The sequence below is a fragment of the Aeromonas sp. R5-1 genome, from assembly GCF_040908265.1.
Taxonomy (GTDB): domain Bacteria; phylum Pseudomonadota; class Gammaproteobacteria; order Enterobacterales; family Aeromonadaceae; genus Aeromonas; species Aeromonas caviae.
Window position 1 is genome coordinate 67,607 of record NZ_JBFODJ010000048.1, and the last position, 22,160, is coordinate 89,766.

A 22,160-nucleotide genomic window follows, 5' to 3' on the forward strand; every position below is an offset into this window, starting at 1 on the left:
CCGCCGCCCAAGCCGGAGCCCAGCTCCGGCTTTTCATTGCGCGTCTTCTGCCGGCCAGTCCCTTTTCCTTGAACCAGTCCATGGGGATCGTTAAGGTGCGCCCTTCATTCATACAAGGAGACTCGATGTTACCACTCCCCGATATCCTCATCTGGCTCGTCCTGGGGCTGGCCGTACTCTGCTGCCTCGCCCGCCGAACCAGACCCGGCATGCTCCTGCTGGGACTTGCCCTGCTTACCGCCCTCTGGCTTGAGCGACTCGCGCCCCTCGCCGCTCTTGTCAGCCTCGCCGGTCTGCTGCTGGCCTGGCGTACCCCCACCCTGCCCCCACCCTGGCGTGGCGTCGCACTGACGCTGATCCTGCTGTGGTTCCTCGCCCTGACGCTGCATCTGGTGCCCGGCTTTGACAATCTCAGGGTGCTCGACAAGGTACAGGCGGGCCCGGCCAGCGTGCCCTTCACCCTCTACCTCAATCTGGACAAGCCGCTCATTTTCTTCGCCCTGCTGCTGGCCATCCCCGGCCTGCTCGGCCCGGGTGGAACGATGCGCTGGCGGCCGCTGGCCCTACTCATCCTGCCGCTCGCGGCCCTGCTCATCACCGCCTGGCAACTGGGCGCCCTCAAACCCGAAGCGGGACTGCCCCACTGGTGGTGGCTGTTCGCGTTCAACAACCTGTTGTTCACCTGCGTGGCGGAAGAAGCGCTGTTCCGGGGATGCATCCAGCAAGGGGTGGCAAGCCGAAGCACGCCCTGGGCAGGTCTCCTGGTCGCCAGCCTGCTGTTCGGCGCAGCCCATCTTGCCGGTGGCCCGTTGCTGGTGTTGTTCGCCGCGCTGGCGGGGGCCTGCTATGGCCTGGCGTTCCAGCTGAGCGGGCGCCTCAGTGTCGCCATCCTGCTCCACTTCCTGTTCAACTTCGCCCACCTGGCCCTGTTTACCTATCCCCTGGCCAGCCACTGACGTCGAGCACAGGTTCACCGGGCAAAAAAATGCCCCGCCCCCGTGGGGGCAGGGCATCTGCATTCACCCTGCAATCTAGTCGACGTAGAAGGTCTGCTGGAAGGTCAGCGTCTGCTGCTGCCCCTCCCCCATGATCTTCAGGGTGAACTGGTAGGTGTCCTCATTTCGATAGGGCAGCACTGCCAGGTAATAGATGGCATTCCCCTCTTTCACCTCCTGAAAATTCAGGGGGCGAAGGGTGCCGGTCAGATTGCGGGCTTCGCCGCTGATCCCCACCGCCTGTGCCACCCCCTGCTTGTTCTGCACCGCGATATTGACGATGCCGTTATAGCGGCTGCGCTCCAGGCCATAGGTCCTGGCTACCTCGGGGGTGAGGAAGCTGGAGTTGAACGCGCTGTAGTGCACTTTCCAGGGGCCCAGCTCCTGCATCTGCTCAGCCCGCAGCGGCAGCGTCATCAGGAGTGCCAGCAGGCAACTCATCCAGGCAGTTTTCATGATGTCATCCCTCTCGTATCAATCCTGATTATCGAGCAGAGCGGCAATCTCGGCGGGGATCTGCTTTGGCGCGTCGATGGCGACCGTCTTGTGCCGACCCAGCTCTCCCCGCAGGATGCGAACCTGCCCCTTGGCCACCTTGCACTGCTTGGCCAGGTACTTGATCAGGTGACTGTTGGCCTGACCATCCACCGGCGGCGCCGTGATGGCCACTTTCAACTCGTCACCGTGCAATCCGATGATCTGATCCCGGCTCGCCTTGGGCTGGATCATCAGATGCAACACCAGCTCGTCCCCTTCCAGCAGGACGGCGGGCATCAGATCATCCACCACAACTGGCCGAACAGATCCCCCATCAGGTAGTTGATGGCCTGCAGCGCGATGAAGGCGACCAGCACGGAGAGATCCAGCCCGCCCAATGCAGGCAGGATGCGGCGAATGGGGGCCAGGAAGGGTTCAGTGAGCTGGTGCATCACGTATTCAATGGGGTTGCGACCCTGGCTGACCCAGCTCAGGATGGCGCGGATAAGCAGGATCCAGAAGATCATGGAACCCGCCTTCTTCAACACGGTGAGCGTCGCAAACAGACAGAGAGTGAGCCAGTCCGCCTGCAGCACATTCATGCTCTTGAGCAGGACCAATTTGCCAAAGGCGATCAGCAGCGCCAGCAGCACAGAGGCCATGTCCAGCCCGCCAAAACCCGGGATGACGCGGCGCAGGGGCACCACCAGCGGGTTGGTCAGCTTGACCACCATCTGGCTCATGGGGTTGTAGAAGTCGGCCCGCGCCCACTGCAGCCAGACCCGCAGCAGCACCACCATGAGGTAGAGATCAAAGACAGTGTTAATCAAAAAGTAAGCCGTGTTCATCCGGGCTCCTTGCTAAAAGGGATTCAGAAAAGGGTTTCCATTTCGCCGGCCCGGGTAACGGCCGCCTGCATGGCTCTTGCGGTCAGCGACATCAGCCCCTGCTCCTGGAATGTCTTGACGGCCTCGGCCGTGGTCCCGCCCTTGCTGGTCACCTGCTCGCGCAGGGTCTGCAGCGACAGATCGGGATTCTGCTCCACCATGGCGGCCGCTCCCAGGGCGGTTTGCTGCACCAGCAGGCGGGCCTGCTCCGGCGTAAAGCCCATGGCCTCGGCCTCCTCGGCAATCGCCTGCATGAACAGGAAGAAGTAGGCCGGGGCACTGCCCGCCGCCGCAATGACGCCGTTGATGCCGGCCTCCTGATCCACCCAGAGGGTCTTGCCCACGGATTGCATCATCTGTTCGGCCACCGCCCGATCGGCCTGCCCGATGGCGGGCGGTGCATAGAGCCCGGTCATCCCCAGCCCCAGCAAGGAGGGGGTGTTGGGCATGGTGCGAATGATGCGATCGTGACCACCCGCCATCTCCTGCAAGCGCGCGACGCGAATGCCGGCAGCGATGGAGATGAGCAACTTGCCATCCAGCGAGCCAAGCTCGGCCACCAGCGCCGTCAGCATGCCCGCCATCAGCTGGGGCTTGACCGCCAGCACGATCACCTCGGCCTCACGGGCCGCCTCGGCGTTGTCCTGGGTGATACGGATGCCGAACTGGCTGGCCAGTTCGTCCAGCTTGGGGCGGCTCGGATTGGCGGCGATGATACGCTCTGCCGGGTAACCCGCCTGGATGAGGCCGGCAATGATACTGCGGCTCATGTTGCCTGCCCCGATGAAGGCGAGGGTTCTCTGCTGCATCAAACACTCCTGTTACTGACATCGCAGCGGATGCCGACCCAGCCTGTGCGGGCTGACAGCATCACACGCGCCTGTTTACCTGAAAAAAAGCACGACCGGGGTGTTTCTCGCCCCGGCTCTTGCTCATGAATAGTCACGGGCCCCGAAGATGGCGGTCCCGACCCGCACCATGGTGCTGCCATGGGCAATGGCCGGCTCGAGATCCTCGGTCATCCCCATCGAAAGGGTGTCGACGCTCGGGTATTGTTGCGCAAGCTCGGTGAACAGAGCCTGCATGCGCGCCATCTGGGCCGCCAGCACCCCCTCGTCGCGGGTATGCTCGGGGATGGCCATCAGGCCGCGCAACCGCAGCCGCTCGCTTTGGGCCACCAGGGAGGCCAGGCGGAAAATCTCTTGCTCCGACGTACCGGATTTGCTGCTCTCTCCGCTAATATTGATTTGCAGACAGATATTTAGCGGCGCGAGCCCACTCGGTCTCTGGTTGTTGAGGCGTTCGATGAGCTTGTCACGATCGACACTTTGAACCCAGTCGAACCGCTCCGCCACCAGCTTGGACTTGTTCGATTGCAGCGGGCCGATAAAGTGCCACTCTATGTCTGTACAGGCGTTCTGCTCGCGCAAGGCATCAATCTTGAGCGCGGCCTCCTGGGCGTAGGATTCGCCAAAGCGCCGCTGACCGGCGGCGTAGGCAGCCTGAATGTCCCCCAGCGGCTTGGTTTTGCTGACAGCAAGCAACTGGATGTGATCTGGGCTGCGGCCAACACGCCGGGCAGCCTCTACAATACGTTCCTTTACCTGAAGCAGGTGCTGGGCAATCTGGCTCATATTTCGTTCGTAATCTTGTGATGGGAGAATAACAAATCTATGGATATCACAGAGTTATTGGCATTCAGTGTAAAGCATAAGGCCTCGGATCTACACCTCTCGGCCGGAGTCCCCCCGATGATCAGGGTTGATGGGGAGGTTCGCAAGATCAATTTACCCGCCCTGGATCACCGGGAAGTCCATGCCCTCATTTACGACATCATGAATGACCACCAGCGCAAGGAGTTGGAGGAGAACTTCGAGGTGGACTTCTCCTTCGAAGTGCCCGGCATGGCACGCTTTCGGGTCAACGCCTTCCAGCAGGCGCGCGGCTCGGGCGCCGTGTTTCGTACCATCCCGAGCACCGTTCTGACCCTGGACGATCTGGGGGCGCCGGAGATATTTCGCAAGATAGCGGAGTACCCTCGCGGCCTGGTGCTGGTGACTGGGCCCACCGGCTCGGGCAAATCCACCACCCTGGCCGCCATGGTCGATTACATCAATGACAACTTCCACCACCACATCCTCACCATCGAGGATCCCATCGAATTCGTGCACGAGAACAAGCGCTGCCTGGTGAACCAGCGGGAAGTACACCGCGACACCAAGAGCTTCAGCAACGCCCTGCGCTCGGCCCTGCGGGAAGACCCGGATATCATCCTGGTAGGTGAAATGCGGGACCTCGAAACCATCCGCCTCGCCATGACCGCCGCCGAAACCGGTCACCTGGTATTTGGTACCCTGCACACCTCCTCGGCTGCCAAGACCATCGACCGTATCATCGACGTCTTCCCCGGCTCGGAGAAGGACATGGTGCGATCCATGCTCTCCGAATCCCTGCGGGCGGTCATCTCCCAGACCCTGCTCAAGCGTATCGGTGGCGGCCGGGTGGCGGCCCACGAGATCATGCTGGGGATCCCGGCGGTGCGAAACCTCATCCGGGAAGACAAGGTGGCCCAGCTCTATTCCGTCATCCAGACCGGGATGACCCACGGCATGCAGACCATGGACCAGAGCCTCAAGCAGTTGGTCAACCGGGGGGTCGTCGCCTCCCTTGATGCCAAGGCCAAGGCGGTCGATCCCAATACCATTTAAGCTCGCACACCCAAGGAGTCGCCATGAACATGGATGTTCTGCTCGCCGCACTGGTTGAACAAAAGGGCTCGGATCTCTTCATCACGGTCGATGCCCCCCCGACCCTCAAGGTCAACGGGCGTCTGGTGTCGCTCGGGCCGGCTCCCCTCGACAAGACGACGGCGCTGGCGTTGATCAGAGAAAGCCTGGACGAGACCCACTTCGAGCGCTTCCTGCACACCCGCGAGGCCAACTACGCCATCCAGCGAGGCTCGCTGGGGCGCTTTCGGGTCAGCGCCTTCTGGCAACAGGATATGCCGGGCATGGTGCTGCGCCGCATCGAGACCCGCATCCCCACCTTTGACGAGCTGGTGCTGCCTCCCATCCTGCAGGAGGTCGCCATGGCCAAACGCGGGCTGGTGCTCTTCGTCGGGGCCACTGGCGCCGGCAAGTCCACCACCCAGGCGGCCATGATCGGCTTTCGCAACCAGCACGGTGACGGCCACATCCTGACGGTGGAGGATCCGGTGGAGTTCGTCCACCAGCACGGCCGCTGCCTGGTGACCCAACGGGAGGTCGGCATCGACACCGGCTCCTTCGACGTGGCGCTCAGAAACTCCCTGCGCCAGGCACCGGATGTCATCCTCATCGGTGAAATCCGCTCTCAGGAGACCATGGAGTTCGCCATCCAGTTTGCCGAGACTGGCCACCTCTGCCTCGCCACCCTGCACGCCAACAATGCCAACCAGGCGCTGGATCGCATCCTCCACCTGGTTCCCCAGGAGAAGCACCGCCAGTTCCTGTTCGATCTCTCCTTCAACCTGCGCGCCATCGTCGCCCAGCAGCTGCTCCCCTCCGCTCATGGGCTGCGCCGGGTCGCCGCCTTCGAGATCCTGCTCAACACCCCGCTCGTCACCGACATCATCCGCAAGGGAGAGATGCACAGACTCAAGGAGGTGATGACCAAATCCGGCGAGCTCGGCATGCAGACCTTCGATCAGGCGCTGTTCACCCTGTTCTGCGCCGGCCAAATTGGCTACAGTGAGGCCCTTGCCCATGCCGACTCCGCCAACGACCTGCGACTGCTCATCAAGCTGTCGGGTCGCGAGCAGCTGGGTGCAGGCACTCTCGACAACGTGACCCTGGATGAATGAGGGGCGTGCGTCACCGCTAGTAAAGGACCGTTATGCTGATTGTGGTTTCCCCGGCCAAGACGCTGGACTACGAGTCACCCCTGGTGACCTCCCGTTTCACCCAACCCGAACTGCTGGACCACTCCGCAGCACTGATCACCCGGGCTCGTCAACTGAGCCCGGACCAGATCGCCAGCCTGATGAAGATCAGCGACAAGCTCGCCGGCCTCAACGCCGCCCGCTTTGCCGAGTGGCAGCCTGACTTCACGCTGGCCAACGCCCGCCAGGCGCTGCTGGCCTTCAAGGGGGACGTCTACACCGGTCTGGCCGTAGAAGATTTCAGCGAGGCCGACCTCGACTTCGCCCAGGCCCACCTGCGCATGCTCTCCGGCCTTTATGGCGTACTGCGGCCGCTTGACCTCATGATGCCCTACCGCCTGGAGATGGGGATTAGGCTGGAGAACCCGCGCGGCAAGGACCTCTACCAGTTCTGGGGCGACATCATCACTGAGCACCTGAACAAGGCGCTGGCGGCCCAGGGGGACGACGTGCTGATCAACCTCGCCTCCGACGAGTATTTCAAGTCGGTGCGCCCGAAAGCCCTGCAGGGGCGCATCATCACCCCGGTCTTCAAGGACGAGAAGAACGGCCAGTTCAAGATCATCAGCTTCTACGCCAAGAAGGCCCGCGGCATGATGGCACGCCACATCATCAAGCATCGGCTCACCCGGGTGGAACAGCTGACCGGTTTCAATGCCGACGGCTACTACTTTGTACCGGAAGAGTCCGACGCCAATACCCTGATGTTCAAGCGCGCTGAAAATTAATTACACATTCAAGGGAACCAAGTCGGAGATCCTCGGGTCTGACTCTGTGAATCCTCTGTTGTAAGCACTTTTTGTTGGCCGACGTCCTTGCGTCGGCTTTTTTCTGCGCCTCTCTCAGGCCACTCCCCAGGCAGCAGACAGCAAAACGGCCATCCTGGGATGGCCGTTTCAACTGTGCTCGGGGGCATTACTTCTTTTTCTTCTTTGCCGACTTCTTGGCATCCTTCGGCTTTTTCTTCTTCACCGGCACCCGCGCTTCCTTGTGTCTGGGGCGCAGCTCATCGATCACCCGGCGCTTGAGGCGCTCCTCGGTGTAGCGTTCGATCTTGGCGACCATGGCCATGTCGTGAGCTTCCACCAGGCTGATGGCGCAGCCACGGTTGCCGGCACGACCGGTACGACCGATGCGGTGCACATAGACATCCGCGCCGTAGGGCATGTCGTAGTTGATGACATGGCTGACGTTCGGCAGATCGATGCCGCGGGCGGCCACGTCGGTGGCGATGAGGAAGGGCACCTCCCCTTCGTGGAACTTGCGGATAGACTCAATGCGCTTGGCCTGCTCCATCTCGCCACGGATCCAGGCGCAGGGCACGCCTGCCGCCTGCAACTGGCCGGAAAGCTCCGCCAGTCGCTCACGGGTCTTGACGAAGATGATGGCCTTCTGGGTTTCCGGGTTTTTCAGGATGTGCACCAGCAGAGCCAGCTTGTGGGCGGCATCATCGGCCAGGTGGATCCACTGGGTGATGGGGCGGCGCTCGCTGCGGGGCGGCTCGGCGTGCAGCTCAACCGGGTCTTTGAGGATCTCGCTCGCAAACTTCTCGAGGCCGGCCCCTTCCAGGGTGGCGGAGAAGAGCATGGTGTGCTTGCGGTAGCGCGCCTCTTCCACGATGCGGTTCACGTCCTTGATGAAGCCCATGTCCAGCATCCGGTCCGCTTCATCCAGCACCAGCACCTCGATGTCGTGGCTCTCGAACTCCTCTTTCTCGATGTACTCGAGCAGACGGCCCGGGGTGGCCACCACGATGTCGGTGGTCTTGGTCAGGGCAGGCAGCTGCTCTTCATGGCTGACACCACCGATGATGGTCTCGATGCTGAGATGGGTGTGCACCGCCAGGGCCTTGGCGTGAGCACTCACCTGCAGCGCGAGCTCGCGGGTCGGAGTCAGGATCAGCATGCGGCACGGACCCGGCTTGCGACGCGGGAAGTCCAGCAGGTGCTGCATCGCGGGCAGCAGGAAGGCGGCGGTCTTGCCGGTTCCGGTCGGCGCAGAAGCCAGAATATCGCGGCCGTCCAGGGCTGGCTCCAGCACCATCTGCTGGATGGTGGTGGGGCGGGTGAATCCCATCTCGGCCAAGGCCCGACTGAGGGCTGGATTCAGGTCGAAATCATCAAAGGACTGGCTCATGGCAATACTCGGTCATTAAGGAAGCGGCAGATTATAGGCGATTATGCCGCCGGCTCCTATGGTGACTGTGGCTTAGCCGCTATAATCGCCGGCCATTTTCCGCGGGCAGGCACAGGAGGAGGGCCGAATGGGGCGCAACAACGGTTTCACGTTCAAGCAATTTCACATCGATCACGACCGCTGCGCCATGAAGGTCGGTACGGACGGCATTCTGCTGGGAGCCTGGGCGCCAGTCGACAGCGCCCGCCGGGTGCTGGACATCGGCACCGGCAGCGGCCTCATCGCCCTGATGGTGGCCCAGCGCAGCACGAACGACTGCCACATAGACGGGGTGGAGCTGGATAAGGATGCAGCCATGCAGGCCCATGAGAATGTGACGGCCTCCCCCTGGCGTGAGCGGGTCACCATCATAGAGAGCGCCATTCAGGATCACCTCGCCCCCCCTTACGATCTCATCGTCTCCAACCCGCCCTATTTCCCGGCAGGCCAGACACTTCGCGATCCGGCCAGGGCTCTGGCCCGTCATACCGGGGGGCTCGACCCAAGGGGATTGCTGGCCGCCAGCGATCGCCTGCTGAGCCGTACCGGGCAACTGGCCCTGGTGCTGCCCACGGCGATGGCGGATGAAATTTTATGCATTTCGTCGAGTTATGATCTGTATGAGCGTTGTTATCTGGCTGTTACTACCAGAGAGGGGAAAGAGGCAAATCGTGTTTTATTGCTGCTTGGCAGAGGATTAAACAAGTGTGAGAGGGGGGAAATTGTGATCCATTCTGCCACGGGAGGCTATTCCGACAGATATATCCAACTAACCAGCCCCTTCTATTTGAAGATGTAAATTTTGCCTTGAACTATTTTTTCACATCATTATGCTGACTGCTAAATGAGCGCCCGCTCAAGACCAGTTCAAACCACTGGTCGCGATGAAAAAACCAGCGGGGCTCTTTTTTTTACCCCCGGAAAGTGCCGGTCACTGACAAATAAAAAACTATAACAAGCAATAGTTTACAAGACAGACGAGGTTGAACTTGACGAAATCACTCACATTGTCCGATGTACTCGGATTGGGCTTCATGACCTTTGCGTTCTATCTGGGCGCAGGCAACATCATCTTCCCGCCCCTGGCCGGCTTCATGGCGGGTGAGCACCTCTCCCTGGCCATGCTGGGCTTCCTGGTCACCGCCGTGGGCCTGCCCCTCATCACCATCATCGCCGTCGCCAAGGCTGGCAACGGCTGGGCCGGCATGACCAAGCTGCTGCCGGCCGGCGTGGCCACCGCACTGGCCGTCGCCATCTACATCATCATCGGCCCGGCCTTCGCCGCCCCCCGTACCGGCCTGGTGGCCTACGAGATGGGCCTCAAGCCCTTCCTTGGCGACATGGGACCATCCGGTCTGGCTGCCTATACAGTACTGTTCTTCGGCGTAGCCATCCTGGTCTCCCTCAACCAGGGCAAGCTGATGGATGCCATCGGCAAGTACCTGACCCCGCTGCTGATGCTGCTGCTGCTGACCCTGGCCATCGGTGTCTTCGTCGCACCGCAAGGAAGCATGCCTGCCGCATCCGGTGACTACCAGAGCACCCCCTTCGTGAAAGGCATTCTGGAAGGCTACAACACCATGGACACCCTGGCGTCCCTGATGTTCGGCGCCCTGATCGTCGACCTGCTGCGCCAGAAAGGCATCCATGACTACCAGAGCCAGTTCAAGTACCTGGCCATCGCTGGCATCATCTCCGCCATCGGTCTCTCCGTGGTCTATGTCTCCCTGTTCCAGCTGGGCAACACCGCTGCCGGCGTCGCCACCGACGTGAGCAACGGCGGTGCTATCGTCAACGCCTACGTGCTGAGTCTGTTCGGCCAACCGGGTCAGTTCATCCTGGCAGCCATCATCACCCTGGCCTGTTTCACCACGGCCGTCGGCCTCATCTCCGCCTGCTCCGACTTCTTCCACAACCTGACCGGCATGAGCTACAAGAAGCTGGTCGTGCTGCTGGGTGTCATCTGCGGCATCGTGGCCAACGTGGGCCTGAGCCAGCTCATCAGCCTCTCCATTCCGGTGCTGGTCGCCATCTACCCGGTTGCCGTGGCGCTGGTACTGGTCACCTTCCTGAAGGGTTACTTCGGTCGCCCCCGCCTGGTGTTCCGCTCCGTGCTGCTGGTCGCCTTCCTGTTCGGCTGCCTGGACGGCCTGGGCGCCGCCGGCATGAAGATGGATGCTTTCGCCTTCCTGCCGCTGTTTGACAAAGGCCTGGCCTGGTTGCTGCCGACCCTGCTGGCCTGTGGCCTCGGTGTCATGGTGCGTGGCAATGGCAAGCTGGCTGCAGAAGCGGCCTGATAACAGATCTTGACCAAATGAAAGAGGCCAGCATTTGCTGGCCTCTTTTTTGTTGGTGCAATCTGGTTCATCCGTTGTGGAGAGCGCTCTTCAGAGGACGGTTGCTGGCTTGGGTTTGCCTGCAAGACCGTACCAGTGATGCTCAAACCGGCCCTCATGCCAGCGCAGGGTGCACCAGGGCTGGTCAGCCTGCCAGCGCGGGAAGTTGATCTCCACGCGGTTGTCTTCGTACTTGTAGAGAGAGGTGCTGATCTCGATATCCGACAGGATAAGCAGCACCACCCCACCGATGACACTCCATTTCAGCATCTTCCACATGGCGATTACTCGAAGCAGATCTCGATGGTGGCACGGCCATACTCCGATTCGAACGGCATCATGATCTTGGCGCCGTCTGCCCGGTGAGTGATGGTGTGATTGGGACCGGAGACGATGACCGGGGTCGCCATGTCGAACTCATAGCCCTTCTCCCCCAGCATGCGTTTGGCGCCGCCCGTCACCATGTTGGTGATCTCGCCCACCATGTCGGTCACTTCCTCGTTGATGGTGGCCGGCGCCTCCCCCAGCATGCGACGCATGATCTCCAATGCCAGCCCCTTCTCGAAACTGATGGAGAGGGAGCCCCGGGTCTGCGGACCCACCATGCCAATCAGGCCGGAGACATCTCCCCGAGCCAGCTCGTCCGTCTTGCGCTTGGGCGCGCCCGGTTTGAGTTCCAGCTGTGCCATGGTGGAGAGCACGTTGAGCAGGGAGAGCAGGAACGGGTTTACAAAATCAGCCTTCATCTTGACTTCCTACGGTAACGGAACAGCGGGCACATTGACCATGGGCTTCTATGGTCTTGTTGGTAATAGTAAAACCATGCTGATGAGCCTGCTCGGAAAAGGCGCCGTCGATGGCGGGATCGTGCAGCTCCACTACCTCACCGCAACGATCGCAGATCAGCAGTTGCATCGGGTGGGCATGGTCGAAGTGGCAGCAGAAGATGAAGGCGTTGAGCGACTCCACCTTGTGGGCAAAGCCCTGTTCGAGCAGGAAGTCGAGCGCCCGATAGACGGTAGGCGGTTTGGCATGAGCCTCGGTCTGCTGCAACTGGGCCAGCAAATCATAGGCACTGATGGCATTGCCGTGGGCGGCAAGCAGCCGGAGCACCTGGCGCCGTGTCGGGGTGAAACGGATCCCGCGCTGCTCGCAAAGGCGTTCCGCTCGTTGTAGAAGTTGGTCTTGATTCATGTTCACGCAGATACCCTGTCAATTAGCCGGATACTATCACAGGGCCCCCAGTGCGCGGCGACAAAATTCATTTTCTGGGGCTGTCTCACGTTGTGATAGAATCCCGCCCCTTGTTTGGCCAACCCGGATGATTTTTATGCAGGCGCAGCGCTTTTCCATCGCCCCCATGCTGGACTGGACCGATCGGCATTGCCGTTATTTCCACCGTCTGATGACCCGCCAGACCCTGCTCTATACCGAGATGGTGACCACGGGCGCCATCATCCACGGCAAGGGCGACTATCTGGGCTACAGCGAGCAGGAACACCCTCTCGCCCTGCAACTGGGTGGCAGCAACCCGGCAGACCTGGCCCGCTGCGCCAGGCTCGCCGAGGAGCGCGGCTATGACGAGGTCAACCTCAACGTCGGCTGCCCTTCCGATCGGGTGCAAAACGGCCGCTTCGGCGCCTGCCTCATGGGCGAACCCGCGCTGGTGGCTGATTGCGTCAAGGCAATGCGCGACGTAGTCGACATTCCGGTCACCGTGAAGACCCGTATCGGCATCGACGAGCAAGACTCCTACGAGTTCTTGCAGGCCTTCATCGAGCAGGTACGGGACGCCGGTTGCGATACCTTCATCGTCCACGCCCGCAAGGCCTGGCTGAGCGGCCTGAGTCCGAAAGAGAACCGCGAGATCCCACCCCTCGATTATCCTCGCGTCTACCAGGTCAAGCAGGATTACCCGGAACTGACCATTGCCATCAACGGCGGGGTGACCAGTCTGGAACAGACTCTTGAACATCTGCAGCACCTCGACGGGGTCATGATGGGCCGCGAAGCTTACCAGAATCCCTACATTCTGGCCCAAGTGGACAATCTGGTGTTCGGCGAGAACCATGCCGTGCCAAGCCGCCACGAGGTGGTGCGGATGATGCAGCCCTACATCGAACAGGAGCTGGCCAAGGGCAACTACCTCTCCCACATGACCCGCCACATGCTGGGGTTGTTCCAGAACATGCAGGGGGCGCGCGCCTGGCGTCGCCATCTGAGCGAGAATGCCTGCAAGCCGGGGGCCGACATCCAAGTGGTGCTGGATGCCATGGCCAAGGTGCCGGAGTTCGCGCCGGCCGACGCGGTGGAGTGATCATGTACCGCTTCACCGGATCCTGGCTGCACAAGGCCCTGGTGCGTCTGTGCGCCGGCCTGCTCACCATTCTCGGCATCAAGCTCAGCGCCTTCTATTTCATCGGGCTGCTGATCGTGCTGGGGCTGCACCGGGACCAGATCCTGGGCTAAGCGCCCCACGCTCCCGAACAAGAAAAAGCCGGCGCCCCTGCGCCGGCTTTTTTGTCACCACGGAGGTGACCCGACAGTCTGGCTTACTCTTCCTGAACCATGAACTGGAGTTCAGGGGGAGAAGAGGTCAGCACATCGGCGCAGTAATCCCAGGTCGAGATGCGGTAGTGCTGCAAATCTTCATCCAGGTGCAGTCCATCGGATTCCTGATGGAACCAGCTGGCGAAACGGGACGGGGTGATGAGCTGGATCTGCTCCTCGATGACGTGGCTGTCACGCCCCTCCGCCAGATCGCAATCCTCCATCACCCGCACCGCGAAGATGTGGCGAAAACTCACCCGGCACAGGGGCAACGGAGGCAGATCGATGCTGCGAGCACGCCCCAACATGACGGTCAGGGTGTCGCTCCAGATATCCTGGTGCAGTTCGGCCACGACCAGGCCGGGAGGGAGTTGACGAGAGGGAGCCCAGGGGACGGCTACCTGCCGAATGGCATTTTTCTGTTCCATATCCACCTCGCTACAGCGCATGCCATATCCTGAGTGTATCTGAAACAAATTTTGACGAAGATGGCAAGAAAAAACCCGGCACAAGCCGGGTTTCATTTGATTACAAGACGACCTTATTTGACGGCGTCTTTCAGCGCCTTGCCAGCCACGAAGGACGGCACATTGGCAGCTGCAATCTGGATCTCTTTACCGGTTTGCGGGTTGCGACCGGTACGGCCCGCGCGATGGTTGACCTTGAAGGTACCAAAACCCACCAACTGAACGGCATCGCCCTCTTTCAGGCTCTGGGTAATACCATTGATGATCTCTTCCAGAGCGACTTTGGCCTGAGCTTTGCTCAGGTCTGCTTTGGCGGCAATTGCATCGACAAGTTGAGCTTTGTTCATAACATTTCCTTTATGATCGGGCATTTAGCACCGGGCCACTCTATTCAAAAAAAAACACTCAGGCAAAGGCTTTATCAGCCGGATTGGCTTGAATGCTGGGGTTTTCATCAAGATCTGCGGAAATAGTCACATATATCGCCCCCTTGTCCCCTGGATGGGCGACAGGATGCGAAGTACCGGTGGGGAGAGGTATGCAAATCCCCGCCTGATGTAACAATATCCCTACACTCCTATTGACGGTCAACTGGATTTTCCCTAGTTATAGGAGTGTCGTCAGTCGATGAGAATGACCGAAGGCATGCGACCCGAGAGCAGCATGTCATGCCCATGGAGGGACTATGTTAACTGAACTGGAAAAAACCAAGCGCGCACTGGCAGGCAAGCACAGAGCAATAGATGACTGGCTGGATGCCAGACAGGCGTTGCTGGTCGAGTACATGCGACTGGCAGGCCTCATGCCCGCCAAGTGCAAGCAACGCACCCTCCCAGGTCACGTCGAACTGCAACGTTTTTGCGAACAACTGGTCGATTACGTCAGCGCAGGCCATTTCGAGATCTACAACCATGTCGTCACCGCCTTTGAGCAAGCCAGCGGGGACAAACTGGAGCTGGCCAAGCGCATCTACCCCCATATCCGTGCCTGTACCGAATTCGCGCTGGAGTTCAACGACAAGTACAGCAACGCCGACGAAGCCCAGTTGTTGCAACTGGACGAGGATCTGAACCAGCTCGGCCCCGTGCTGGAGGACAGGTTCAAACAGGAGGATCGGCTGGTCAAGGCGCTGCAGGTGGTGGAATCCCTCAGCCATCAGCAGGTCTGATATTCAATATCGGAGCCAGTTCAATATCCTGGCGTGCCAGCTGGATTACACTCTGCAACATGAAGGATGAGCATCTTGCTCGCACGCAGACCGGAGACGACCATGGCCGAGCGCCGCCACTTTACTCGGATTTTCTATTTGACCGCCGCCAAGCTCACCCAGGGTGAACACCAGTGGCGCACCCAGCTGGTCGATGTCTCCCTGCAGGGAGCCCTGCTGCTCAGACCCGAGGATTGGGTCGCCAGCGAGGACAAGGAGTACGAAATCTGCTTCGTGCTCGGGGGCAGCGACATCGAGATCAAGATGCAGGTCGAGCTGACCCACGAAGCCAGCAAGAAGCTGGGGTTTTACTGCCACCACATCGACATCGACAGCGCCACTCACCTCAAGCGGATGATCGAGCTGAACATCGGAGAGGAACAACTGCTCCATCGCGAGCTGGAGCAGTTGCTGCAAGAGCACCGAGACCACGTCCCCCCCGAATCCTGAGCGGGCGGGCAGAAAAACAAAGGAGCGTCCATACGCTCCTTTTTCATGGTCGATTACAGGGCCTCGAGGGCATCGGAGAGTTTCTTCACCGGCACCACCTCCATCCCCTCGATGGGATGTTTGGGCGCATTGGCATGCGGGACGATGGCTCGGCGGAAACCGTGCTTGGCCGCCTCCTGCAGTCGCTCCTGACCCGAGGGCACGGGCCGTATCTCACCAGAGAGCCCCACCTCGCCAAAGACCACCAGATCCTTGGGCAGGGCCTGATCCCGGAAGCTCGACACCATGGCCAGCAGCAGCGCCAGATCCGCGCTGGTCTCCTCGACTTTGACGCCACCCACCACGTTGATGAACACATCCTGATCCGCCATCTGCAACCCGCCGTGACGATGCAGCACCGCCAGCAGCATGGCGAGACGGTTGTGGTCCATCCCCACCGCCACCCGGCGCGGATTGGAGAGCTGGGAGTAATCCACCAGCGCCTGCAACTCCACCAGCAGGGGGCGCGTGCCTTCCCAGATCACCATGACGATGGAGCCCGGAGCCTGCTCCTCCCCGCGGCTGAGGAAAATCGCGGAAGGGTTGCTCACCTCCTTCATTCCCTGCCCGGTCATGGCGAAGACCCCCAGTTCGTTGACCGCACCGAAGCGGTTCTTGTGGGAGCGCAGGGTGCGAAAACGCGAGTCGTGCCCGCCATCCAGCAGCACGGAGCAGTCGATGCAGTGCTCCAGCACCTTGGGACCCGCCAGGGTGCCGTCCTTGGTGACGTGGCCCACCATGAAGATGGCCACATGATTCTGCTTGGCATAGCGTGTCAGCAGCGCCGCCGACTCCCGCACCTGGGAGACGGACCCCGGCGCGGACTGCACATCCGCCACGTGCATCACCTGGATGGAGTCGATGACCATGATCTGAGGTTGCTCCTGCTGGGCGATGAGGCAGATCTGCTCGACACTGGTCTCGGACAACATGCGCAGCTTGTCCGTGGGCAGACCCAGCCGACCAGCCCGCATCGCCACCTGTTGCAGTGACTCCTCACCGGTCACATAGAGGGTCTTCATGCGCTGCGCCAGGCCGCACATGGTCTGCAGCAACAGGGTCGACTTGCCGGCCCCGGGGTTGCCGCCGATGAGAATGGCCGAACCGGGGACCACGCCGCCACCGAGTACGCGGTCCAGCTCCTTGAAGCCCGAGCTGAAACGGGGGATCTCCGTGGTGGCGATCTCCGCCAGGGTCTGCACCTGGCTGCCGACGGCGCCCGCATAACCGGTATAACGAGCGCTCTTGCCGGGTGTCGTCACCCCCAGTCGCACCTCGGTGATGGTGTTCCACTCCTTGCACTCGCTGCACTGGCCTTGCCAGCGGGTGAAGTCGGCTCCACATTCGGAACAAACATAGGCGGTTTTGTTTTTGGCCATGGATAACTCGGGGACAGGATGAATTCCTGCTTGATATACTTGTTTGCGACCGGCAGATCAAACCCAGAATCGGAAAAGTGACTTTCCGCGGCAGGAATACATGGATTCAGAACAACCACTACATCTGATAGAACAACTTGTCCCCCTGCTCCGGGAAAAGGACTTCGACGAAATCTTCAACCGTCTGACCCAGAACGAAAATACCAACAGCCGGTTCCTGCTGAAGATGGAACTCAAACGCAAGTGCACCCCCTGTCGGCGCGTCATCGACATGCGCAACGAGCTGGGCACCCTCTGTCAGGTGCATGAGTTCGACGGGGTGACCCACTTCATGCCCGCCGAGGCCATCGAGCTGTTTCAATCCCAGTGCTACCTCTACCGGGACAGCTACACCCTGGGGGTCTACGAGGCGCTGCAAGCCTGGTACAAACTCAACCAGGGGCGCAGCGACAATCTGGCACTGCCCATCAGCCCGTTTCGTCCGTTCGATGTCAGCGCCATCCCCTTCGCCAGCCATTACGGGCGACAGGAAGAGCGCATGCACTTCAGCTCTCCCATGGTGCTCCAGCTCGCCAACGGCGAGAAGATCCTCGCCAAGAGCTCCGACATCTCCCTCGGCGGCATCCGGGTATCCGTGCCCTATCTGCCCGACTACCAGACAGGCGACCTGATAGCCGTCTTCTTCACCGGACTGGAACGCGATCATCCCCATCCCCTGCTGCGTGACCCGGTCAGCTACCAGATCCTGGGGGAGGAGAGAAAAGAGGACAAATTCTGGCTCAGGCTGCTCAAGAACGGCGAGCATCCGGTGTTCGACGAGTTCCTGCGCGACTTCATCGAGCGCAACCGCAGCCGCTATCGCGTCAGCGTCGACTACCTGCTCTCCGCCGCCGTCATCAAGGGGTATGAGCAGTTCTATCTGCCGCGCATGACCGGCATGCCCCTCTATTTCGGCAAGGGCAGCGTCCCCGCCCTCGAGATCGCCCTGCGCACCGAGAACAACCAGCACATTCTCGAATACTGGCGCGACGCCAAGAACCGCGACATGCTCGCCAGCCTCTTCACTGCGGCCCGCATGCCCTCGTTGCTCCCAGGCAAAGAGGGCATGCGCGAGACGCTGATCTACAGCTTTACCCATGCGGTACGCAGCCACCTCTACTTCTTCTCCGCGACCCGGGAGGAGCTGGAACAGAGCGGACTGACCGCGCTCTTCTTCCAGATCGGCGCCCGCCGCCCCAGCTGGCGGGTATACAAGTTCAGCATGGAAGCCTGCACCCTGCGGGAGGCCGACCTCGACAACCCCCAGGGCGGGGCGAGCCAGTTGCAGGACAGGCTGCTGCGCGAGCGCCTGGCCCAGCTCGGATACGTGGGCATGCTGCAGGAGATAAACCTGGACAACCAGCGCGACGAGTTCCAGCGAGAGACGGGTCAGGATCCGCTCAACGCCAACGCCTTGCAGCGCTTTGGCCATGACATCCATGCCGCCCCCTTCGAGATAGAGACGCTGCACTATGTGCAACTGCGCAAGGAGGCGCGCTACATGCACAAGACGGCCATCGTCTTGCATCACAAGGAGCGATCCTGGGTCGGCTGGACCCGAGACATCTCGGCCCACGGCATGCAAATCGAGCTGGAGGAGCCGTTCGACGGGGAGAAGGGAGACATCATCACTGTGGCTCTGCCCCGCTTGCAGGAGCTCGCCAGGAACATGGACCTGCAACGCCTGCCCTATCGGCTGGTCAGCCTCAACCTGAGCAGAACCGTGCTGCATCTGTGCATCGAGGGGACGGCCGAGCGCCATACCGGCCACCAGTTCTTCAGCCTGCTTATCGAAAGCAACCAGAACAAGCTCAAGACCACCCGGGAGTTCAATCGCTATCGCGGCATGGCCAGGGCGCTGCGCAACCTCTACACCCACCACCTGTTCAACACCCCCGTCTATGTGAACAAGCTCAAGGCCGCCCCGAAACTGGCCGCGGCCGGCCTCTCGCCACAGCCACGCAGCCTTTCCCGTCTGCTGCGCATCTGTGCCGAGCAGGATCAGCAGTTGAACCTGTATCCCCTGTTCCAGGGGGCACTGCTCAAGGCCCTGCTGCTCAATCCCCTGCGCGCCATCGAGCGGGAAGACAAGCCGGAAGAGGAGGAGGTCTACATCGCCGCCCTCCACTCCCAGGGGGGAACCCCCCTGTTTCGCAGCCACCTGGCCAGCAGCTTCAGCTCACCGGATCAAAAGCGCCGCTTCATCGAGCTGGCCCGGCAACAGGGAGAGTTCTATTCGGTACTGGTGGGTATTTCGCGCACCGGCCGCCCGGACACCAGCTTCATCGCGGGTGAACTGGACTACATCGCCAAGTTCGCCATTCACAAGGCCAAGAAGCTGGAAGAGGAGCTCTGGAGTGTCGTGGGCGTGGGTGAACTGACCGATACCACCGAGGCGACCCTGTTCCGCCTTGGCATACCATCCGGGCCCCGCTAGCCAGCAGGGCCGGGAGACAACAAAAAACGGGCACGCAAGTGCCCGTTTTTTGTCTATCAGGCAGCTTGGGGGTTGCGCAGCCAGGCGAGGATGTCGGGGAAGTGATCCTCCTGTGCCTGGGGGGCCGTCAGCATGTTGATGTGGTCGTAATCGAGGCGGTTGCCGTTGTCCCGCCCAAGGCGGGTGTGGCGGGCGGCCGAGCCCATCTCGTCGCTGAAGCGGCGCACGTCGACGGGGTGGCCAAGTACCTTGTCCGCCTTGGCGGAGATCATCCAGAGCGGGGGCCAGTTGACCCGGCTCGCCGCCTCGTCATAGGCGAAACCGTCAAAGGGGTCCAACCAGGGCCCGCACTTGACCCAGGGGATGGTCTCCTGCAGGTAGCGCAGGGGCTCATCATCGGCCCCTATCTTCAACCGGCGGGCGGCCAGAAACCCCTGGCGGCGCGCCAGCCAGGGGGCGAGCCTGTTCCAAATCAGATCCACCTTCAACCAGCGCTCCGGGTTCTGCACCGAGACCCCCCGCTTGGTGCCGAAGAACACCAGGCTGGCAACCTGCTCCGCCAGCTCGGGAAAGCGCACCAGGGTCGAGGCCATGATGACGCCGCCCCAGGAGTGGGCCATCCAGTGCACCCGGGCACCGGCATGGCGGGCCGATACCCAGCGCTGCAGGGCGGGCAGATCCTCGGTGATCAGCTCATGCTGGCCGTGGCCGGCCCGCTCGGCGATGGTCGGTGTGCTCAGACCCCGACCACGCAGATCCGCCACATAGACCTGATACCCGTGGCGAGCCAGAAAGCAGGCAAGCCCCTTGCCCGATTCGGTGTAGAAGATGCGGCCGTTCTCGATGGCCCCGTGCACCATCAGGATGGGGTCGGCATGTACCGCGACACCGGGCTGGATATGGCGCACATGGAGTCGATGCTCACCGCAGGGGACAAACAGGGATTGCTGTAACAGTTCCATTTCGTGATCGGCTCCTCCTTGAGCGGGATCAGCACCAGCGTCGGTCGCGACAAGCCAGGGCGCCGAGCAGGCAGAGCACCCCTTCCAGATCGTGGTGATTGAGGGTCGCCGCCGCCTGGGCACGAACCAGGGGTTTGGCATGAATGGCAATGCCAAGCCCCGCCACCCCCATCATCTTGAGATCGTTGGCCCCATCGCCGACCGCGACCGTCTGGGATGCAACCACCCCGTACTCCGAGGCCAGCTGTTGCAGTGCTTCGGCCTTGGCGGCGGCATCGACGATGGGACCGCTCACCTTGCCGGTCAGCAGGCCCCCTTCCACCGCCAGCTCGTTGGCGAAAATGGCATCCAGACCCAGAGCACGCTGCAACTCGCCGGCAAAGCGGGTGAAGCCACCGGAGGCGATCGCCACCTTCCAGCCAGCCTGCTTGAGGGCATCGACCATGAGTGGCAGGCCCGGCATCCAGGGCATGTCGGCCGCCACCTCGTCGAGGATGGTGACCGGCGCCCCTTCCAGCAGCGCCACCCGGGCACGCAGACTGTCGGCAAACTCCAGCTTGCCCTGCATGGCCGCCGCGGTAACGGCCGCCACCTGCTCACCGACCCCGGCCAGCCGCGCGATTTCGTCGATGCACTCTATCCTGATCGCGGTGGAATCCATGTCCATCACCAGCAGACCGGGCTCACTCAGGGTAGGCAGGGCGGCCAGATGACACAGGTCGATGTCCCACTCCTGGGCTTTGAGCGCCTGCACCAGCTCGGGGGAAAAGCGGTTGGTGCCAAGCAGCAGCAGCGGAATACCGGCCTGCTCCCCTGCGGGATAGAGACTTGACTCAAGCCCCAGGGCATCCAGCTGCTGGGCCAGGCGGGCCAGATGACCGGCCTCCAGCCCCTTGCCAAACAGGACAATCCAGGCGCTGTCGTGGGCGTTGGCCGCGGGCAGCAGGGCTTCGTTGGTGAGCTGCCAGCAGGGGGCACAGCTCAGGGCCCCGGACCAGTCGTGCAGGGAGCGGGGAAGTTGGGACAACAACATAAGAGAGACGCCTTCCTTGGAAATCATGGGGTTCATCATGCGGGCCCAGAGTAGCGTATTGCTTTTTGTACAGGCAAGCGCCAAGATCCCGCCTGCGGTGCGGGCAGACATGGAAACAGACCACCCTGTTTCCCGCTTCGCGGCACCGGGGCACCAGCCAGCCCCGCTCATCCATTACCAGAGGCCCGGTTCTGTGCGTCATCTTCCCATCAAACGTGTTGTCAGCCTGGCGGCGGGAGTCCTGCTCGGTCTCTGGGTGCTGGTGCTGCTCATCCACATGCAGGGAGAGAGCCAGGCCGCCCTGCACGCGGCGGCACGGGACAGGGCACAGGCGCTGGTCGCCTATGCCGCCCGGGACATGCGCCGCTGGATCAAGGAGGACAAGGAGAGCGAACTGGAGAGACTGGCGCAGGATCTGGCCGCCGAGCCTGACATTCTGGATGTCACCCTCTATGACGCCCGCGGCATTCCCCTCGCCCAGTCGGACAACGCCCTGCCGCTGGACAGTCTGCTGCCCATCGGCAGCGACAACAAATCCCTGCCGGAGCAGGGCAAGGGGCGCATCCAGTTCGTCCAGGAGATCCAGGACGGAAACCTGACCCTGGGCTATCTGAGGATCACCCTGGAAGAGCAGAAACTGCTGGCCGCACAAGATACCCATCTCAAGGTCAACCAGGAGAAACAGCGCCTGATGCTGCTGGTGATGCTGCTGGCCGGCCTGCTCATCTCCTACGGGGTGCGTCGCAACTACATGCGGGTGCGCAAGCACAAGAAACAGAGCAAACCCGCCGCTCCGCAATAAGCGGGA

General features: G+C 61.5%; 26 protein-coding genes. 12 read left to right on the forward strand and 14 right to left on the reverse strand.

The window, feature by feature from the left end:
* Positions 1–125 precede the first annotated feature (125 nt).
* On the forward strand, positions 126–956 hold the full coding sequence (locus tag AB5Y64_RS06710) for a CPBP family intramembrane glutamic endopeptidase (RefSeq protein WP_161470416.1): 831 nt from the start codon (positions 126–128) through the stop codon (positions 954–956).
* Positions 957–1,031: 75 nt separating this feature from the next.
* Here AB5Y64_RS06710 and AB5Y64_RS06715 read toward each other — a convergent pair whose 3' ends face one another.
* From AB5Y64_RS06715 to AB5Y64_RS06735, 5 genes are all read right to left on the reverse strand, one after another.
* Entirely contained in the window at positions 1,032–1,451 is a 420-nt protein-coding gene (locus AB5Y64_RS06715) for a DUF4426 domain-containing protein (RefSeq protein ID WP_049636470.1), read from the reverse strand.
* Positions 1,452–1,469: 18 nt separating this feature from the next.
* Positions 1,470–1,769, reverse strand: a complete 300-nt coding sequence (yggU, locus tag AB5Y64_RS06720; RefSeq protein ID WP_041210939.1) for a DUF167 family protein YggU — start codon at positions 1,767–1,769, stop codon at positions 1,470–1,472.
* Positions 1,769–2,320 (reverse strand): YggT family protein, encoded by a 552-nt coding sequence (locus AB5Y64_RS06725; protein WP_010673053.1) that lies wholly within the window; start codon positions 2,318–2,320, stop codon positions 1,769–1,771. Before AB5Y64_RS06725 ends, yggU begins: the two co-directional genes overlap by 1 nt.
* 23 nt (positions 2,321–2,343) lie before the next feature.
* Entirely contained in the window at positions 2,344–3,168 is an 825-nt protein-coding gene (gene proC / locus AB5Y64_RS06730; protein WP_368203533.1) for a pyrroline-5-carboxylate reductase, read from the reverse strand.
* A 123-nt stretch (positions 3,169–3,291) separates the two neighbouring features.
* On the reverse strand, positions 3,292–3,993 hold the full coding sequence (locus AB5Y64_RS06735) for a YggS family pyridoxal phosphate-dependent enzyme (protein ID WP_042864460.1): 702 nt from the start codon (positions 3,991–3,993) through the stop codon (positions 3,292–3,294).
* A 39-nt stretch (positions 3,994–4,032) separates the two neighbouring features.
* Between AB5Y64_RS06735 and tapT the strand changes: the two genes are divergently transcribed.
* The 3 genes from tapT to yaaA are packed head-to-tail and all read left to right on the forward strand — an operon-like array spanning position 4,033 to position 7,006.
* Positions 4,033–5,067 carry a type IVa pilus ATPase TapT gene (gene tapT, locus AB5Y64_RS06740; RefSeq protein WP_010673050.1) on the forward strand — a complete coding sequence of 345 codons (1,035 nt, stop codon included), beginning with the start codon at positions 4,033–4,035 and terminating at the stop codon, positions 5,065–5,067.
* A 23-nt stretch (positions 5,068–5,090) separates the two neighbouring features.
* The gene (locus AB5Y64_RS06745; RefSeq protein WP_319858192.1) at positions 5,091–6,200 is read left to right on the forward strand and encodes a PilT/PilU family type 4a pilus ATPase; all 1,110 of its coding nucleotides are present in this window, start codon (positions 5,091–5,093) and stop codon (positions 6,198–6,200) included.
* A gap of 32 nt (positions 6,201–6,232) precedes the next feature.
* Positions 6,233–7,006, forward strand: coding sequence for a peroxide stress protein YaaA (gene yaaA, locus AB5Y64_RS06750; RefSeq protein ID WP_041214460.1), 774 nt, complete (start codon positions 6,233–6,235; stop codon positions 7,004–7,006).
* A 187-nt stretch (positions 7,007–7,193) separates the two neighbouring features.
* Here yaaA and srmB read toward each other — a convergent pair whose 3' ends face one another.
* Entirely contained in the window at positions 7,194–8,414 is a 1,221-nt protein-coding gene (gene srmB / locus AB5Y64_RS06755) for an ATP-dependent RNA helicase SrmB (RefSeq protein WP_041210934.1), read from the reverse strand.
* 127 nt (positions 8,415–8,541) lie between these two features.
* Here srmB and AB5Y64_RS06760 point away from each other — a divergent pair, with 127 nt between their 5' ends.
* Both AB5Y64_RS06760 and brnQ read left to right on the forward strand, forming a co-directional pair.
* Positions 8,542–9,252: a tRNA1(Val) (adenine(37)-N6)-methyltransferase gene (locus tag AB5Y64_RS06760; RefSeq protein ID WP_210537974.1), complete on the forward strand. Its 711-nt coding sequence runs from the start codon at positions 8,542–8,544 to the stop codon at positions 9,250–9,252.
* Between the two features lie 235 nt (positions 9,253–9,487).
* Positions 9,488–10,750: a branched-chain amino acid transport system II carrier protein gene (brnQ, locus tag AB5Y64_RS06765; protein ID WP_045523295.1), complete on the forward strand. Its 1,263-nt coding sequence runs from the start codon at positions 9,488–9,490 to the stop codon at positions 10,748–10,750.
* A 90-nt stretch (positions 10,751–10,840) separates the two neighbouring features.
* Here the strand turns inward: brnQ and AB5Y64_RS06770 are convergent, their stop codons facing one another.
* Genes AB5Y64_RS06770 through zur form a run of 3 tightly spaced genes read right to left on the reverse strand, consistent with a single transcriptional unit; the run spans position 10,841 to position 11,983 of the window.
* Positions 10,841–11,068, reverse strand: coding sequence for a hypothetical protein (locus tag AB5Y64_RS06770; RefSeq protein ID WP_049636474.1), 228 nt, complete (start codon positions 11,066–11,068; stop codon positions 10,841–10,843).
* 5 nt (positions 11,069–11,073) lie between these two features.
* Positions 11,074–11,535 carry a chemotaxis protein CheX gene (locus AB5Y64_RS06775; RefSeq protein WP_010673043.1) on the reverse strand — a complete coding sequence of 154 codons (462 nt, stop codon included), beginning with the start codon at positions 11,533–11,535 and terminating at the stop codon, positions 11,074–11,076.
* Entirely contained in the window at positions 11,525–11,983 is a 459-nt protein-coding gene (zur, locus tag AB5Y64_RS06780; protein ID WP_042882157.1) for a zinc uptake transcriptional repressor Zur, read from the reverse strand. Before zur ends, AB5Y64_RS06775 begins: the two co-directional genes overlap by 11 nt.
* Positions 11,984–12,119: 136 nt before the next feature.
* On the opposite strand from zur, the gene dusA reads away from it, so the two are divergent.
* Both dusA and AB5Y64_RS06790 read left to right on the forward strand, forming a co-directional pair.
* On the forward strand, positions 12,120–13,106 hold the full coding sequence (gene dusA, locus AB5Y64_RS06785; RefSeq protein ID WP_368203536.1) for a tRNA dihydrouridine(20/20a) synthase DusA: 987 nt from the start codon (positions 12,120–12,122) through the stop codon (positions 13,104–13,106).
* 2 nt (positions 13,107–13,108) lie between these two features.
* Positions 13,109–13,258, forward strand: coding sequence for a hypothetical protein (locus AB5Y64_RS06790; protein ID WP_080944170.1), 150 nt, complete (start codon positions 13,109–13,111; stop codon positions 13,256–13,258).
* A gap of 83 nt (positions 13,259–13,341) precedes the next feature.
* Here AB5Y64_RS06790 and AB5Y64_RS06795 read toward each other — a convergent pair whose 3' ends face one another.
* Together AB5Y64_RS06795 and hupA are read right to left on the reverse strand one after the other, a co-directional pair.
* Positions 13,342–13,767 (reverse strand): hypothetical protein, encoded by a 426-nt coding sequence (locus AB5Y64_RS06795; protein WP_029313758.1) that lies wholly within the window; start codon positions 13,765–13,767, stop codon positions 13,342–13,344.
* A 113-nt stretch (positions 13,768–13,880) separates the two neighbouring features.
* Positions 13,881–14,153, reverse strand: coding sequence for a nucleoid-associated protein HU-alpha (gene hupA / locus AB5Y64_RS06800; protein ID WP_005305063.1), 273 nt, complete (start codon positions 14,151–14,153; stop codon positions 13,881–13,883).
* Positions 14,154–14,491: 338 nt separating this feature from the next.
* On the opposite strand from hupA, the gene AB5Y64_RS06805 reads away from it, so the two are divergent.
* Both AB5Y64_RS06805 and AB5Y64_RS06810 read left to right on the forward strand, forming a co-directional pair.
* Complete coding sequence (locus tag AB5Y64_RS06805) at positions 14,492–14,974, forward strand: Rsd/AlgQ family anti-sigma factor (RefSeq protein ID WP_029313757.1); 483 nt, start codon at positions 14,492–14,494, stop codon at positions 14,972–14,974.
* Positions 14,975–15,076: 102 nt separating this feature from the next.
* The gene (locus AB5Y64_RS06810) at positions 15,077–15,463 is read left to right on the forward strand and encodes a PilZ domain-containing protein (RefSeq protein ID WP_029313755.1); all 387 of its coding nucleotides are present in this window, start codon (positions 15,077–15,079) and stop codon (positions 15,461–15,463) included.
* A 53-nt stretch (positions 15,464–15,516) separates the two neighbouring features.
* On the opposite strand, the gene radA is transcribed toward AB5Y64_RS06810, so the two are convergent.
* Positions 15,517–16,881 (reverse strand): DNA repair protein RadA, encoded by a 1,365-nt coding sequence (radA, locus tag AB5Y64_RS06815; RefSeq protein ID WP_010673036.1) that lies wholly within the window; start codon positions 16,879–16,881, stop codon positions 15,517–15,519.
* Between the two features lie 100 nt (positions 16,882–16,981).
* Here radA and AB5Y64_RS06820 point away from each other — a divergent pair, with 100 nt between their 5' ends.
* Positions 16,982–19,357, forward strand: coding sequence for a PilZ domain-containing protein (locus AB5Y64_RS06820; protein WP_368203537.1), 2,376 nt, complete (start codon positions 16,982–16,984; stop codon positions 19,355–19,357).
* Positions 19,358–19,413: 56 nt separating this feature from the next.
* Here AB5Y64_RS06820 and AB5Y64_RS06825 read toward each other — a convergent pair whose 3' ends face one another.
* Positions 19,414–20,319 carry an alpha/beta fold hydrolase gene (locus AB5Y64_RS06825; protein WP_042864464.1) on the reverse strand — a complete coding sequence of 302 codons (906 nt, stop codon included), beginning with the start codon at positions 20,317–20,319 and terminating at the stop codon, positions 19,414–19,416.
* Between the two features lie 28 nt (positions 20,320–20,347).
* Positions 20,348–21,352, reverse strand: coding sequence for a phosphoserine phosphatase SerB (gene serB / locus AB5Y64_RS06830; protein ID WP_202043095.1), 1,005 nt, complete (start codon positions 21,350–21,352; stop codon positions 20,348–20,350).
* Between the two features lie 193 nt (positions 21,353–21,545).
* On the opposite strand from serB, the gene AB5Y64_RS06835 reads away from it, so the two are divergent.
* Positions 21,546–22,154, forward strand: coding sequence for an AhpA/YtjB family protein (locus AB5Y64_RS06835; RefSeq protein ID WP_010673032.1), 609 nt, complete (start codon positions 21,546–21,548; stop codon positions 22,152–22,154).
* Positions 22,155–22,160: the final 6 nt, after the last annotated feature.